This window comes from Aquitalea sp. ASV15 (genome assembly GCF_016429115.1).
GTDB classification, from domain to species: domain Bacteria; phylum Pseudomonadota; class Gammaproteobacteria; order Burkholderiales; family Chromobacteriaceae; genus Aquitalea; species Aquitalea magnusonii.
The window spans coordinates 21,909-35,330 of record NZ_JAELTZ010000017.1 but is presented as its reverse complement, the minus strand read 5'-3'; the positions used below and the strand labels follow the sequence as shown (position 1 = coordinate 35,330).

The window sequence follows — 13,422 nt, the reverse complement described above, 5'->3', positions numbered from 1 at the left end:
ATGAGCAGGGCGGCCAGCCGCTCAGTGCTGCTGGCGGTGCGATTCGGCTTCCAGGTCCGACAGCAGGATGTTCAGGGCATCGGACGAGCGCACCAGCTCCCACAGCGAGGTGGCCAGCGAGGCAATCATCATCAGCAGGCTGATGCCGAAAGACAGCTCGCCCAGCTGTTGCCAGCCGGTATAGATCTGGAACATGGCCATGGTGCACAGGAACAGGCTGCCGATGCCCAGGAACTGCATCCATTTGATCAGCTGGATGCGGGTACGCAGATTGCCGATTTGCAGCAGGATCTTGGGATTCTGTTCTTCCTTGTAATCGGTATACAGATTACGGATGATGCTGGCCAGACCGAGAAAACGATTGGTATAGGCGAGCAACAGCAGGGAAATGGCGGGAAACAGCAGTGCTGGCGTGGTCAGGTTGAGAGCTGCGTGCATGGTGGTCAGGAATTCTCGTCTATCAAAACGTCGATGCCGTTTGGCGTCTGCTCAAACAGCTGGATAATGTCCGGGTTTTTCATTCGTACGCAACCCAGCGAAGTGGGGCTGCCCCAGGCGACATGCTCGCCGGCCCCGTGAATGTAGATGGCGCGGTCATGGCTGTCGACATCGCCGCCCTGGTTCTTGCCGGGTTCATCACCGCACAGCCACAGGATGCGGGTGAGAATCCAGTCCTTGTCGGGATATTGCTGGTGCAATTCCGCCGTGTATTTCCACGGCGTGACGCGGCGGCGAAAAATGATGGTGTTTTCCTCTGCCCCGGCGCCCAGCTTGTCGCACACATGGTGCCAGCCGCGTGGCGTCTGGTAGCTGTTGACCTGTTCGCCGGCACCGCGCCTGGCCGTGGAGACCACATAGTGCTGTTGCTGCCGGCCCCACTCGTCAAACAGGCTGAGCGACTGGCTGCGTATGCCGACCAGAATCCAGGGCTGGCCGTAATGGCGCAGATTGGCGCGGGTGGCTTGCAAGGGCGCATCCTGTTCCGATTGCAGGACAAAGCCGGCGGCATCCTCCGCCTCCGCCGCAGTGGCGGCACGCGGCCAGGCCAGCAGGCCATACAGCACGATCATGGTCAACGACAGCCGGGTCATGCTAGGACTCCCGCGAGCGGCGTTGGCGGAAGAAGCTCGCCAGCTGGGCCGCACAGGCTTCGGCCAGATAGCCCCCCCACACCGCGGTGTGGTGATTCAGCTGGCGCAAGGCAAACAGATCGGTCACGCTGCCGGCGGCACCGGTTTTTGCTTCGCGCGCACCGTAAATCACCCGTGCCAGCCGCGCATGCAAAATGGCACCGCTGCACATGGCGCAAGGCTCCAGTGTGACATACAGGTCGCAGCCGTCCAGTCGGTAATTACCCTCATGCATGGCAGCCGCCCGCAGCGCCTGCATTTCGGCATGGGCTGACGGGTCGTGGCTGCCAACTGGCTGGTTGAAGCCGCGGCCGATGATCTGGCCGTCTTTCACCACCACCGCGCCAACCGGTACTTCGCCCTGGGCGGCGGCCAGCTCGGCCTGCAGCATGGCCTGCCGCATGAAATGCTCGATATCGGCCGGTGCCGGTAGCAGCGCCACCGGCGGGTGTGCCGCCAGTTGCTGGCGCAAGTGCTGCTTGTCGGCATCGCTCAGCTGCGACCAGTGCACACCGCGCGCCGCCGCCTCCAGTGCGAACAGCAGGCGCGTGGTCACGGTATGGCCGCCGGCTTTCAGCTGCAGAAAAGTGGCGACGCTGCCCTGTTGCCGCAGTTGTTCCCGCTTGGCAATGCCAAGGTCGCGCAGCCATTGCACTGCGGCAGGGGGCAGGGGCGGGGTGCCCAGCAGGTCGGAAGGGGAAGAGGGCATTGGCATCATGCTGGCGGTGGATCAGGCTGACATTTTAACGGCATTGCCGGCTGCACTTGTACCGTTAGCTTTAAAGAATTGCGGGAAACTGCCGATAAATTCATATGAAGATAGCCTTGCCGTGGCCAATGACATGAGCTCCATCCAGTTATATACCACCCTGCCCAGCCCGCCCGAAGCGCCTGCCAGCTTGCCCGGCCAGCCCGCCGCCGCCAGTGTCGAGACCACGCAGTCTGTCGGGGCTGCCACCCTGCCCGTGTTTCAGCCCAACCTGGCCAGACAGGCCGTCAATCAGTCACTGCAACAGGCGTTGAACAAGTGGCAGCAGCAACAGGCCAGTTTGCTCAAGCAGTCCGCCGCCCGCAGTCAGCGTAGCCAGAGCCAGCAACTGGATGGCAGCCGCATGGAAATGCTGAAGGAGCGCATCAAGAACCTGCGGCAGATGATGGTGCTGGTGGGCAAGGACAAGGGTGGGTTGCGCTCGATAGCCATGCAGCTGAAACAGATCAGTGCCGAACTGCGCCAGATGGTGGCCAGCGCCACCGGCAACGATCAGCAGCAAAGCCTGGTGACTACCCTGTCGGGTAATCCGGCAGCGGCAGCGACGGACACTGCCAGCGCCAGCAGTGGCAGCGATGCCGGGCAACAGGCTGCTACGTCAGCCACGACATCCGACGCAGCGACAACGGCAAACAGTCCGCAGGATGCCAGCACCGCTGGCAGCACACCGGCAAGCGATGCCGCGAGTGTTGGCAGCAGCCTGGCCGGCAGCGGTATTGCGCTGGCGGGTGGCGCTTCCGGGCTGAATGGCAATGCGGAATTGCAGTCGCTGATCAACAGCATCAAGTCGATTCAGCAATGGCTGAAACAGCGCAATCTGCAAGCGCAGGATGATGGCCTGAAAAAGCTGCTGGATGCTGGCGACAAGGATATGGCGGCTATTGACAATATGCTGCATGGTGGCAGCGATAGTGCCGAGGGCGAGAGCCAGCTGACCATTCAGCTGACGGATGCGGGGGGCGCAGCCGCCAGTATCGACAGCGGCACGATCAGTCAGCATGCCTGATTGTCAGCCAACAAAAAAGCGGCATGGGCCGCTTGGTCGTGGCGCTCAGCGAGCGGGCCAGAACTTGCTGAGCACCTTCCATAGCAGGAAGAGCCGGGATGCCCGGCGCAACCACTGGCGCAGTGATTCCGAAGGCAGTATGGCGGCCAGGGTATTGACCAGTTTTCCCAGCGCGCTGCTGCTCGAAAAAGCCTTGAAGCCCTCGCCGGCCAAGCCGAGCGGGCGTTGACGCAGGCTGTCGATTTCCAGCTTCAGCTTTACACGCAGCACTTCGCCTTTCATCAGCAGCAGCTGCTTTTTCAGGGCACGATCCTGTGGTGACATCTCAGCGCCTCCCACTCAGGCTGTCCCAGTCCTTGCGGACCTCGGCAACCGTATCTGCAAATGGTGCGCGGCTGCGGTATGCGCGTCGGCGCAGTTGCCACAGCAAGCCGGCTGCGCCCAGCACACTGGCCAGTGTCAGGCAGGACAGGAGGGCTGGGCGGTAGGCTGCCGGCGTCAGTACCAGCACCAGCAAGAGCGCACTCAACAGGCCGATCAGCAGCAAAATCAGCGCCAGCCCGCCAAGCAGCAGGCTGAACAGCAGATTGTCCTTGTGCTCTTCCGCTTCCAGCAGGAACAGCTCGAACCGGGTCAGCAACAAGGAAAACACCCCGCCCAGCAGCGAGCGGATGCTGCCCGGGCGAGGTGTCTGGCGTGGGGAATCGCTCATTCAGTCAATCCGCCTCAGCGGCGCGAAACCAGCATGCCCAGCAGAAAGCCCACGCCGGCAGCGATACCGATGGATTTCCACGGATTTTCATGCACGTAGTCGTCGGTTGCCCTGGCGGCTACCTTGGCCTTGCCGACCACAAGCTTCTCGGCTTCCAGCAGGCGGGCCTTGGCCAGCTTGATGTTCTCGCCCAGGCGCTTGCGCAGCTCGCGACCCTTTTCTCCACCTTCATCGCTTGCGGCGCCAAGCAAATCTTCGGTACTGGACAAAACCTGGCGTACATCTTCCAGCAGTTGTTCTTTTTCCTGATTGAGTGCGGCATCGGACATGGCGATCTCCTTGGCTAAAGTTGAGGCGGGTAAACGGTGTCGGACCACGATGCTAAAAGAATGGTTCCCATCTTCCGCGTATGCCTGTTGACCGTAACAGCCGGCATGAGGCGCGTCAAATGCTCTCGGTCAAACATTTGCTGTAGTGCAACAACACCAGCTTGCCGGATGGAGTCGGCCATCGCCAGCCGGTGGAAGTGCACAGGGGTAGGAAGAGTGAGCAAACGACATAGATATGATTTGTTTGATTTGCTGCAAATCAGGATAATGCTTTTCGCCATTGGCATACTGTCGAATTCCATGTGTCAGGAATAGTAGCCATGTCGGCTGTTCTTCAGCGTAGACAAAGCCGATAAGCCGGCTTTCTTGAAATTGAATAGCAATACAAAAAACATAAGTAATTCAAAATGAATTAGCAGGGGCGGAATAAGTAATGACACCATTGTCGATCTATGTGCTGACTTTCAATAGTGAGCGCTACCTGAAAGAAATTTTGAGTGCCGTGGCCGGGCTGACCGATGATTTGCTGGTGGTTGATAGCGGGAGTAGCGATCAGACACTGGCGATCGCACAGCAGTGTGGTGCCAGAGTGGTGTACCGCCGCTTTGATGATTTTCGTCAGCAGCGTGAGTTTGCCCAGCGCGAATGCCGTCATGATTACGTATTTTTTCTGGATAGCGACGAAATTCCTTCTGCTGAGCTGATCAATCATCTCCGGCAGTTGCAGCAGCAAGGGTTCCAGCATGAGGCCTATGCGGTTCAGCGTGACTGGATTGTCATGGGCAAGCAGGTTCATGCCTTGTACCCGGTTGGCTGCCCTGATTATCCGATTCGCATCATCAACAAACAGCGGGTAGGTCTGTCAGCCCAGGCGGTTCATGAGGACTTTACCGGTTATCGCAGCTGCGGCAGGCTAGAGCTGCCGCTCAAGCATCAAACCTTTCACTCGCATGCCGAAATAGCCCGCAAGCTGGCGATGTATACCAGCCTTGATGCACAGGACCTGGCCCGGATGCGAAACCGCAAGCACTTTGCCCTGCGCCAGTGGACCAGTCCGGTTGGTGCCTTTTTCAAATGGTATTTGCGCAGCGGCAATTGGAAGGATGGATGGGTAGGACTGGTGTTGGGCATTTACGCCGCCCGATTTGCCCATCTGAAATACCGGAAAGCGCTGGCCTTGCGCCGTGTCGAGCCGCAGTAATGGTGCTCCCCGCCCAGGTCGGACAGCTCCTGTGTCGCTCATCCAGCAGGCTTGGCGATTTGTCGTGGTCTGATTAAGGCTGACCGCAGCTTGTTGCGCTTGTACAGGCCGGCTGGCTCTGCAATTGTCTGCCAGCGCCGGATGCTGATGAAAGCCAGAGCGCTGCCCACATTTCTCCCTCCCGAAGTACAGTGCATGGTTTGTGGGTTGCGAGTGGCTGTTCCTGGGCGTGACAGACAGCAACCCTCCTTGTTCATTGTCTTGCGCAGTGCTACCCGGCATGTACAGCGGTCCCGAGCACTCATTCTGCCGTGCAAATCAGTGGCTATACTGGCGAAAAAGTCAGGAGACAGCGATGGTGCCGAGTCTGCCCAGAATACTGTTGCCGCTTGCGCTAATGTGCATCAGCACGGCCATCGATGCGCTGCCGCGTAGCTTGTTGTTTGTCACACAAATCTTTCCCCCCATCATCGAGGATGCGGGTGGCGACAAGCTGGGTGGTGCCCAGGTGGAAATCCTGCAGGAGGCTTGCCGGCGGCTGGAATGGCGTTGCGAAGTGCGGGCGATGGTGTGGAAGCGCGCCTTGCGTACCATCAGCCTGGGCGAAGCCGACGGCTTGCTATTGGTGCAGGATGTAGCGGAAAGGCGCGCGGTGATGGAGCTTTCGCTGCCGGTGCTGCTTAGCAGCTATGGCCTGTATGTGCTGAATGGCAATCCGCTGCGCTACCGGCAGCCGGCAGACCTGTCCGGCCATGTGCTGGCGGTATACGGGCCATCGCTTTCGCAAGTCAATGGCGAACAGTTGCTGCAGGGGGTGGCGGGGGTGACCGAGCAGGTGGAGCCTGATCCGCAGACCGTGCTGCACAAGCTGGCTGCCGGCCGCTACGGTGCCACGGCCGTGGCTTTCTCCAATGCCGACATCGCCCGTTACTGGATCCAGCACGATGGACTGTCCACCGTGCACCAGCTGGCCACGATAAAGTCCATTTCCTATCTGTTTGGTTTTACCCGCAGCCGTCTGCAGCCGGGGACGCTGGATGCATTCAATCAGGTGCTGCTGTCGATGTGTCGCGATGGCAGCATGTCTCGCCTGGCCGGCCGCTATGGCCTGTTGTCTGCCGGCTGCCATTGAACCGGGAGCGGCTGCCCGTTGCCGCCGGCTGATGCTGTCCGGTTCTGGCACCCACTGGTGGCGCCAGTTTGCTTGTTCAGGCCGCGTATGCCGCCAGTGCCGAGCGTGGAATATGCAGTTCCTCCATGGCGGCAAAAGCCTCCAGCAAATATTCCACGGTAACCCTTACCCGTGGGGCCATCAGGGCGCGGTGCGGATACTGCAGCGTCATGGCAAAATTGCCGGGGTGATGCCAGCCTAGCAGCAGCAGCCGTAGTTCCCCGCCTTGCAGGTATTGCCAGGCATGATGCACGCCGATTTCTGCGATACCCGCCCCTGACAGCGCCATCTGGGTCAGGGTTTCCGGTGAAGACAGGGTCATGGCTGCACTTTCCGTATTCAGCGTGGTGATGCTGCCGTCGGCCGCCATGAAATTCCACGGTGAAACCCGCCCACCGAGAAAGCGCCGGGTCAGTAGCCGGTGTTGGGCCAGCTCCGCGGGGCTGGCCGGAATACCGAAGGCCTCGAGATAGGCCGGCGAAGCGGCCAGCACCAGCTGGAACTGACACACAGTGCGCGAGACCAGCGAGGAATCGGCGATGTGCCCGCCACGCAAGGCGATGTCGTAGCCCTCCTGGATCAGATCGATCACCCGGTCATCAAAATCAACCTCGACGGCCAAACCGGGATAGCGCTGCAGCAAGCCGGGCAATACCGGTGCCAGCTGCGCACGGCCAAAGCCGGCGCTGGTGGAGAGGCGTACCCGTCCGGTGGGGGTGGCGCGTTGTGAAATCACTGCCTCGGTCGCCAGGTCCAGCGCCTCCAGCGCCACCCGTGCCTGCCGCAAAAACGCATCGCCTTCTTCGGTGAGCTTGAGGCTGCGCGTGGTGCGATTCATCAGCCGCACGCCCAATGCCCTTTCCAGCCCGGCAATGTTCTTGCTCACCGCGGCAGAAGAAATGCCCAGCGCACGGGCTCCGGCAGCAAAGCTGCCGGCATCAGCGGCATGGACAAAGGACAGGATGGCGCGTACGCGCTGTGAGGAGTCCATGAATAGCGTTTTCCATTGGCAGATTCAGTCGAATTGACAACCTTGGGTTGATTAATCCTAAACCCGTTGCGTCGTTCTGTTCAATAATGAATCCAGCCAGAATGCACTCTACACGGGCTGCCATGCTGGACATGGGGCCACTTTTCATTCCACTGCATATTGGAAAACCCATGAAAACACTGTTGATCGTCTCCCATCCCTATCCCGAACAGTCGCAGGTCATCCAGGCCCTGCAGCAAACCGCCGCCGCACTGCCGAATGTGACGGTACGCAATCTGGAAACCCTGTATGGCCATGACACCACCGCCTTTGATATCGCCGCGGAACAACAAGCGCACGAGGGCGTCGAGCGCGTGGTGTACCTGTTTCCCATGCACTGGTTCAACCTGACGCCAATGCTCAAGGCCTATCTCAACCAGGTCTGGAGCTATGGCTGGGCGTTCGGCCCCGAAGGCAAGGCGCTGCAGGGCAAGCAAATGCAGGTGGTGGTGTCGGCCGGTGCCACGGCACATACCTATTCAGCTGCCGGGCTGATCCAGAGCAGCGTGCACGAAGTGCTGACCCCGATGAAGGCCAGTGCGCTGTACGTGGGCATGTCCTATGCCGAACCGCTGGCCTTCTACGAGGCCATGGGTGCCAGCGGCGACAAGCTCGCCGCTTTCCAGCAGGCCCTGCGCGCCTGCCTGAGCGCGCCACTGGCACAGGCTGTCGCGGCCTGAACCGTGATCGTCGCAACGGTTCTGTGCCATTCACTGTACTGGAGTCACCCCTATGAAACTGCTTTGCCTCGATATCCCCAATCCCCAGGCCAGCCTGGAGCAATACGGCCCCCATATGCTGGATGAAGTGCGCCACGGCTGGGATTTGTACAAGTCCGGTTTCATCCGCGACATCTATTTCCGCCAGGACCGCCCCGGCGTGGCCATCATGGCCGAAGCCGATTCGGTGGAAGCGGCCCGCACCCTGTTGATGGACTTTCCCCTGGCCAGGGTCGGCCTGATTGGCTGGGACATCATTCCGCTGGGTCCGATGACCAACTGGGAATTGTTGTTCGCCAAGACCTGATCGAGTAAGGCTGCGCCGGCCGTCAGCCAGCTCTTGCGCTGGCGGCCCAGGGGCCAGGTGGCAGGGGAGATGGAGGGAGAGGGAGAGGGGGGAGAGGGAAGGTGTCGCGGTCACCCAGCGCTCAGCAGGATGGCCCGGAAATGCAGCAAATGACTGCACAGGAAAAACATCTAGCCTGTATTGGTTTTTTAAGCCATCAGCATGCGTGTTCTTGCCTGTTTACCGGTAAAGTGCAATATCTGACTTGGACATCAAGCTATCCTGCAGCCCGCACCATGAGCAGTCTTGCCCCTTGCTGGCTGCTGGATGAGGCGCGACACGCTGGCGGGGGGCGGTAAAGCCGGCTCAGCCAGCCGCTTGTTGCCCGGTCATCGTGTGACCAGTTGCCATTGCAGGGAGCCTCCATGCTGCTTACGCCACGCACTTATCGACCCCCCATCTGGTTTCGCGTGCTGCTGTCCGGATTAGGCATGCTTTGCCTGGCACTCGGGCTATTGCCGTATTGGGCCGCCAATGGCAATCACGCCGGTGACTTTGTCCTGCCGGCAGTCATGCTGCCCGTCGCGCTGCTTGCCGCCCTGGTGTCGTGCAACTCCTGGGTCCGCTATGACGGAAGCGTCTTGATGATCAGTAACGGATTAAGCAAGAAAGCCATCTTGTTAAAGCATGTCCGTGCTTATCGCAACACCAGTTTCGATGGCACCGGCTATTACGAGTTTATTCTCGATGACGGACCGATCAGGCGTCTGGAGCTGCCACGAGGATACCTGTACGACGCGGCATTTGACGAAATGCTCTCCCAATTACCCTGCCTGGATGACACAGGATAATGCGGGGTAATGCCACCCATGGGCGGGTGAACAGCGGCACCACGGGTGGTGAGAGGCAGAGGCCGGCATGCGCCCGCCTGCCGGGTAGGGCAGCAGCTTGTTAGCCGGCCTGGCCTGCCGGAATCTGCTGGGTGATGCAGTGGATGTTGCCACCGCCCAGCAGCACTTCACGCGCCGGTACGCCGACAATGCGGTATTCCGGGAAGATTTCCTGCAGGCGGCTGGCGGCTGCCTCATCAGTACGTGCATCCAGCAGCGGGTAGATGATCTGGCCGTTGCTGATCAGGAAATTGACATAGGACGCCGCCATGCGCTCGCCCACTTCACGCGGAACAGCCTGACCGCTGGCTACCACGCCGGCGGTTTCTTCTGCGCTGTAGTACAAGGGGCCGGGTGACAGCATCTTGTGGATCTTCAACGGGCGGCCCTTGGCGTCGCGCGCTTGCGACAGCACTTCGAAAGCGGCCTGCGAACGCGGGTATTGCGGGTCGTTTTCGTCGTCCACCCAGTGCAGGATCACCTCACCCGGACGGGCAAAACAGCACATATTGTCGATGTGGCCGTCGGTTTCATCCATGAACACGCCTTCCGGCAGCCAGATGAAATGCGTGACACCCAGGTAGTCGGACAGCAAGGCTTCAATCTGCTGTTTGGACAAATGCGGATTGCGGTTGGGGTTGAGCAGGCACTCGGCGGTGGTCATCAGCGTGCCTTCACCGTCGACATGAATCGAGCCGCCTTCCAGCACCAGCGGCGCGGCGTAGCGGTCAAAGCCATGGTGGGCCAATACCTGGCTGGCCACGGCGCTGTCCTGGTCCCACGGGTGGTACAGGCCACCGTTGAAGCCGCCCCAGGCATTGAACTGCCAGTCCACGCCCCGCACCTTGCCTGCCTGGTCGATCACCACGGTGGGGCCGCTGTCGCGCATCCAGCAGTCATCGCTGTTCATTTCCACCAGCGTCACTTCGGCTGGCATCACGGCACGGGCTGCGGTCATGCATTCTTGCGGCACGGCCATGAACACCGGCGTGGCTGCGGCAATGGCCTTGGCGATGGCGGCAAAAGTCTGCTGGGCCTCACGTCCGGCATGGCGCCAGTTGTCCGGGCGCTGCGGCCAGATCATCCATACCGCCTGTTGCGGGGCCCATTCGGCCGGCATGTGAAAGCCGTCGGCGGCAGGCAGGCTAGTGTGCGTTGTGCTGTTCATTGAGATCACCATGCATTGATTGATGCCATCGGAAGTATTCAGGACATCGTGCAGCTGCAGTGCAGTCCGGCGGTGCGACACGTCAGCCGGTTTTGTCTGCCATGCACGAGGAAATGATTGACAGACGCAGTCTAGGCAGAGGCAAACTATTCAGCAAATGAACAATACGAATACTTTCATAAATACGGTGAATGATGTGAAATTGCATCAGCTGGACCTGAACCTGCTGCTGGCGCTGGATGCCCTGGTCAGCCTGCGCAGTGTCACGCGGGCGGCGGAGAAACTGTTTGTCAGCCAGCCGGCGATGAGTCACTCGCTCAACCGCTTGCGGGCCTTCTTTAACGACCCGCTCTTGGTGCGCTCGCCACATGGCATGCAGCCCACGCAAAAGGCGCTCTATCTGCAACAGGGCGTGCATCAGGCGCTTAGCCTGTTGCAAAGCCACTTCAGCCAGCCCGAAGCCTTTGACCCGGCCACTTCGACGCGCCGCTTCACCCTGTGCACCACGGATTACGTGGAGTGCGTGCTGATTCCGCCGCTGGTGAAAAAGCTGGCGGTGGAAGCCCCCAATGTCCATATCGACATCACCATCCTGCGCGAGGAGATGCCGGAACTGGCGCTGGCCGACGGGGAAATCGATTTCCTGCTGGGTTTTGACGAATACATGAAGATTCCCGGCTATCTGTGCCGGGAAACCTGGCTGAACGAGCCCTTGACCGGCATCTTGCGTGCCGACCACCCCTTCCAGAGCGACCGGCTGACCCTGGCCGACCTGATTGCCTTGCCGCATGTCTTCCATGCGCCGCTGGGCAATCTGGGTTCGCCGATGGATGACTTTCTGGCCGCGCGCGGCTTGCAGCGCAAGATTTCGGTACACAGCCAAAGCTATATGGCGGCGGCGGCCATTGTCAGCCATACCGATCACCTGTTCATCCTGCCCAAGAAAGTGGCGGCGATGATGGCGGGTTACTGGCCGCTGAAGATGGTGGCGCTGCCGGAGGAGTTACCTGGCTATCACCTCAACTGCATCTGGCATCCGGTGCAGGACAGCAACCCGGCGCTGCTGTGGCTGCGTGGCTTGATGCGCAGCCTGATTGAAACGACCGACTAGCTGCACGGTAGCGATGGAGCAGTATTCGTCGCATGAATGGGTATATCAAAATGAATCATTTTCCCGCATGAGCCAGTCTCTTGTAGATTAGCCGCCATATTGCGTCATCGCCCATGCCTGCGCTTGGTGCAAGGCTGTCGGCGTGATGGGAATGAAATCCGTCTTCTTAGTGGAGGGTGTAGCATGATCGAGGTTACCGAGCTATCCATTGCCCAGCTGCGTGCCGCGCTCGAATCCGGGCGTACCACTGCGGTGGAACTGGTCAAGGCTTATCTGGCACGGATAGCGGCCTACGATGGCCCAGCTACCGAGACCAGGCTCAATGCAGTGGTGGTGCCCAATCCGGAAGCCATGCGCGAGGCCGAGGCCTCCGATGCACGCCGCGCCCGTGGTGAAACGCTGGGCCCGCTGGACGGCATTCCCTACACCGCCAAGGACAGCTATCTGGTGAAGGGGCTGACTGCTGCTTCGGGCAGCCCGGCCTTCAAAGAGCTGGTGTCCCAGCACGATGCCTTCACCATTTCCCGCCTGCGCGCCGCCGGTGCCATTTGCCTGGGCAAGACCAATATGCCGCCGATGGCCAATGGCGGCATGCAGCGTGGCTGTTATGGCCGCGCCGAAAGCCCTTATAACGCCAACTACCTGACCGCACCGTTTGCCTCTGGCTCGTCCAACGGGGCCGGTACTGCCACCGCCGCCAGCTTCGCCGCCTTCGGCATGGCGGAAGAAACCTGGTCTAGCGGCCGTGGCCCGGCGTCCAATAACGGCCTGTGTGCCTATACCCCGTCGCGCGGGGTGATTTCTGTACGTGGCAACTGGCCGCTGACCCCCACCATGGACGTGGTGGTGCCCTATGCCCGCACCATGGCCGACCTGCTGGAAGTGCTGGACATCATCGTGGCCGACGACCCGGTCACCCGTGGCGATTTGTGGCGCCTGCAACCCTGGGTGGCAATTCCCAAAGCCTCCAGCGTGCGACCGGCAGCCTATCCGGCCCTGCTGTCCCGGCCCGAAACGCTCAAAGGCAAACGCTTTGGCGTGCCACGCATGTATATCAACAAGGACGAACTGGCCGGCACCAGTGCTGCGCCCGGCATCGGCGGCCCCACCGGCCAGCGCATCCATACCCGTGCGTCAGTGATTGATTTGTGGGAAGCCGCGCGCCAGGCGCTGGAAGCCGCCGGTGCAGAAGTGATTGAGGTGGATTTCCCGCTGGTGTCCAACTGTGAAGGCGACCGGCCCGGCGCACCCACCGTGGCCAATCGCGGCATCTTGCCGCCGGACTTCCTGCACGATGAATTATGGGAATTGTCCGGCTGGGCTTTCGATGAATTCCTGCGTGCCAACGGCGACCCCAAGCTCAACAAGCTGGCAGACGTGGATGGCCCGCAAATCTTCCCGCACGACCCCGGCACCCTGCCCAACCGCGAGGGCGATCTGGCAGCCGGCATGGAAGAGTATGTCAACATGGCCAAGCGCGGACTGAAGTCCTTCGACCAGATTGCCAGCGTGCCGGACGGCCTGCGTGGCCTGGAGAAAATCCGCAAGATGGACCTGGAAGACTGGATGGACGAACTCAGGCTGGACGCGGTGCTGTTTCCCACCGTGGCCGACGTGGGCCCGGCCGATGCCGACGTCAACCCGGCTTCCGCCGATATCGCCTGGAGCAACGGGGTGTGGGTGGCCAATGGCAACCTCGCCATCCGTCACCTGGGCGTACCCACGGTGACCGTGCCGATGGGCGTGATGGCCGATATCGGCATGCCGGTGGGCCTGACCTTTGCCGGACGTGCTTACGACGACAACGCGCTACTGCGTTTTGCCAGTGCATTCGAGGCCACCGGCAGCCGACGGATGATTCCGCCGCGCACGCCGCCGCTGGGTCAGTGAGCGCCAGCTG

Annotated in this window: 16 protein-coding genes; 8 read left to right on the top strand and 8 right to left on the bottom strand. The window is 60.8% G+C overall.

Translation table 11 applies throughout. From position 1 onward, the window contains the following. Nucleotides 1-21 precede the first annotated feature (21 nt). The 3 genes from JHD64_RS09695 to tadA are packed head-to-tail and all read right to left on the bottom strand — an operon-like array spanning nucleotide 22 to nucleotide 1,818. The gene (locus JHD64_RS09695; RefSeq protein ID WP_059286732.1) at nucleotides 22-438 is read right to left on the bottom strand and encodes a DUF2721 domain-containing protein; all 417 of its coding nucleotides are present in this window, start codon (nucleotides 436-438) and stop codon (nucleotides 22-24) included. 5 nt (nucleotides 439-443) lie between these two features. Then, on the bottom strand, nucleotides 444-1,091 hold the full coding sequence (locus tag JHD64_RS09690) for a L,D-transpeptidase (RefSeq protein WP_199053101.1): 648 nt from the start codon (nucleotides 1,089-1,091) through the stop codon (nucleotides 444-446). 1 nt (nucleotide 1,092) lies between these two features. After that, nucleotides 1,093-1,818, bottom strand: a complete 726-nt coding sequence (gene tadA, locus JHD64_RS09685) for a tRNA adenosine(34) deaminase TadA (protein ID WP_199053133.1) — start codon at nucleotides 1,816-1,818, stop codon at nucleotides 1,093-1,095. A 154-nt stretch (nucleotides 1,819-1,972) separates the two neighbouring features. Here tadA and JHD64_RS09680 point away from each other — a divergent pair, with 154 nt between their 5' ends. Further along, the gene (locus JHD64_RS09680; protein WP_199053100.1) at nucleotides 1,973-2,905 is read left to right on the top strand and encodes a hypothetical protein; all 933 of its coding nucleotides are present in this window, start codon (nucleotides 1,973-1,975) and stop codon (nucleotides 2,903-2,905) included. Between the two features lie 45 nt (nucleotides 2,906-2,950). Here JHD64_RS09680 and JHD64_RS09675 read toward each other — a convergent pair whose 3' ends face one another. The 3 genes from JHD64_RS09675 to JHD64_RS09665 are packed head-to-tail and all read right to left on the bottom strand — an operon-like array spanning nucleotide 2,951 to nucleotide 3,946. Beyond that, nucleotides 2,951-3,229: a hypothetical protein gene (locus JHD64_RS09675; RefSeq protein WP_059286291.1), complete on the bottom strand. Its 279-nt coding sequence runs from the start codon at nucleotides 3,227-3,229 to the stop codon at nucleotides 2,951-2,953. A 1-nt stretch (nucleotide 3,230) separates the two neighbouring features. After that, nucleotides 3,231-3,617 carry a phage holin family protein gene (locus tag JHD64_RS09670; RefSeq protein WP_059286290.1) on the bottom strand — a complete coding sequence of 129 codons (387 nt, stop codon included), beginning with the start codon at nucleotides 3,615-3,617 and terminating at the stop codon, nucleotides 3,231-3,233. Nucleotides 3,618-3,631: 14 nt separating this feature from the next. After that, nucleotides 3,632-3,946 carry a YqjD family protein gene (locus tag JHD64_RS09665; protein ID WP_059286289.1) on the bottom strand — a complete coding sequence of 105 codons (315 nt, stop codon included), beginning with the start codon at nucleotides 3,944-3,946 and terminating at the stop codon, nucleotides 3,632-3,634. 442 nt (nucleotides 3,947-4,388) lie between these two features. Between JHD64_RS09665 and JHD64_RS09660 the strand changes: the two genes are divergently transcribed. Continuing rightward, nucleotides 4,389-5,147 (top strand): glycosyltransferase family 2 protein, encoded by a 759-nt coding sequence (locus JHD64_RS09660; protein WP_199053099.1) that lies wholly within the window; start codon nucleotides 4,389-4,391, stop codon nucleotides 5,145-5,147. Between the two features lie 355 nt (nucleotides 5,148-5,502). Further along, nucleotides 5,503-6,279 (top strand): ABC transporter substrate-binding protein, encoded by a 777-nt coding sequence (locus JHD64_RS09655; protein ID WP_199053098.1) that lies wholly within the window; start codon nucleotides 5,503-5,505, stop codon nucleotides 6,277-6,279. A gap of 76 nt (nucleotides 6,280-6,355) precedes the next feature. Here JHD64_RS09655 and JHD64_RS09650 read toward each other — a convergent pair whose 3' ends face one another. Then, nucleotides 6,356-7,309, bottom strand: a complete 954-nt coding sequence (locus JHD64_RS09650; RefSeq protein ID WP_199053097.1) for a LysR family transcriptional regulator — start codon at nucleotides 7,307-7,309, stop codon at nucleotides 6,356-6,358. 170 nt (nucleotides 7,310-7,479) lie between these two features. On the opposite strand from JHD64_RS09650, the gene JHD64_RS09645 reads away from it, so the two are divergent. From JHD64_RS09645 to JHD64_RS09635, 3 genes are all read left to right on the top strand, one after another. Beyond that, nucleotides 7,480-8,028 (top strand): NAD(P)H-dependent oxidoreductase, encoded by a 549-nt coding sequence (locus JHD64_RS09645; protein WP_059286295.1) that lies wholly within the window; start codon nucleotides 7,480-7,482, stop codon nucleotides 8,026-8,028. Nucleotides 8,029-8,080: 52 nt separating this feature from the next. Further along, nucleotides 8,081-8,374 carry a hypothetical protein gene (locus tag JHD64_RS09640; RefSeq protein WP_199053096.1) on the top strand — a complete coding sequence of 98 codons (294 nt, stop codon included), beginning with the start codon at nucleotides 8,081-8,083 and terminating at the stop codon, nucleotides 8,372-8,374. Nucleotides 8,375-8,778: 404 nt separating this feature from the next. After that, a complete protein-coding gene (locus JHD64_RS09635) occupies nucleotides 8,779-9,204 on the top strand; it encodes a hypothetical protein (protein WP_199053095.1) in 426 nt (141 codons plus the stop codon). Between the two features lie 100 nt (nucleotides 9,205-9,304). Here the strand turns inward: JHD64_RS09635 and aguA are convergent, their stop codons facing one another. Continuing rightward, complete coding sequence (gene aguA, locus JHD64_RS09630; protein WP_199053094.1) at nucleotides 9,305-10,411, bottom strand: agmatine deiminase; 1,107 nt, start codon at nucleotides 10,409-10,411, stop codon at nucleotides 9,305-9,307. Between the two features lie 196 nt (nucleotides 10,412-10,607). On the opposite strand from aguA, the gene JHD64_RS09625 reads away from it, so the two are divergent. Both JHD64_RS09625 and JHD64_RS09620 read left to right on the top strand, forming a co-directional pair. Continuing rightward, nucleotides 10,608-11,522 carry a LysR family transcriptional regulator gene (locus JHD64_RS09625; protein WP_199053093.1) on the top strand — a complete coding sequence of 305 codons (915 nt, stop codon included), beginning with the start codon at nucleotides 10,608-10,610 and terminating at the stop codon, nucleotides 11,520-11,522. Nucleotides 11,523-11,705: 183 nt separating this feature from the next. Beyond that, nucleotides 11,706-13,412 carry an amidase gene (locus JHD64_RS09620; RefSeq protein ID WP_199053092.1) on the top strand — a complete coding sequence of 569 codons (1,707 nt, stop codon included), beginning with the start codon at nucleotides 11,706-11,708 and terminating at the stop codon, nucleotides 13,410-13,412. Nucleotides 13,413-13,422: the final 10 nt, after the last annotated feature.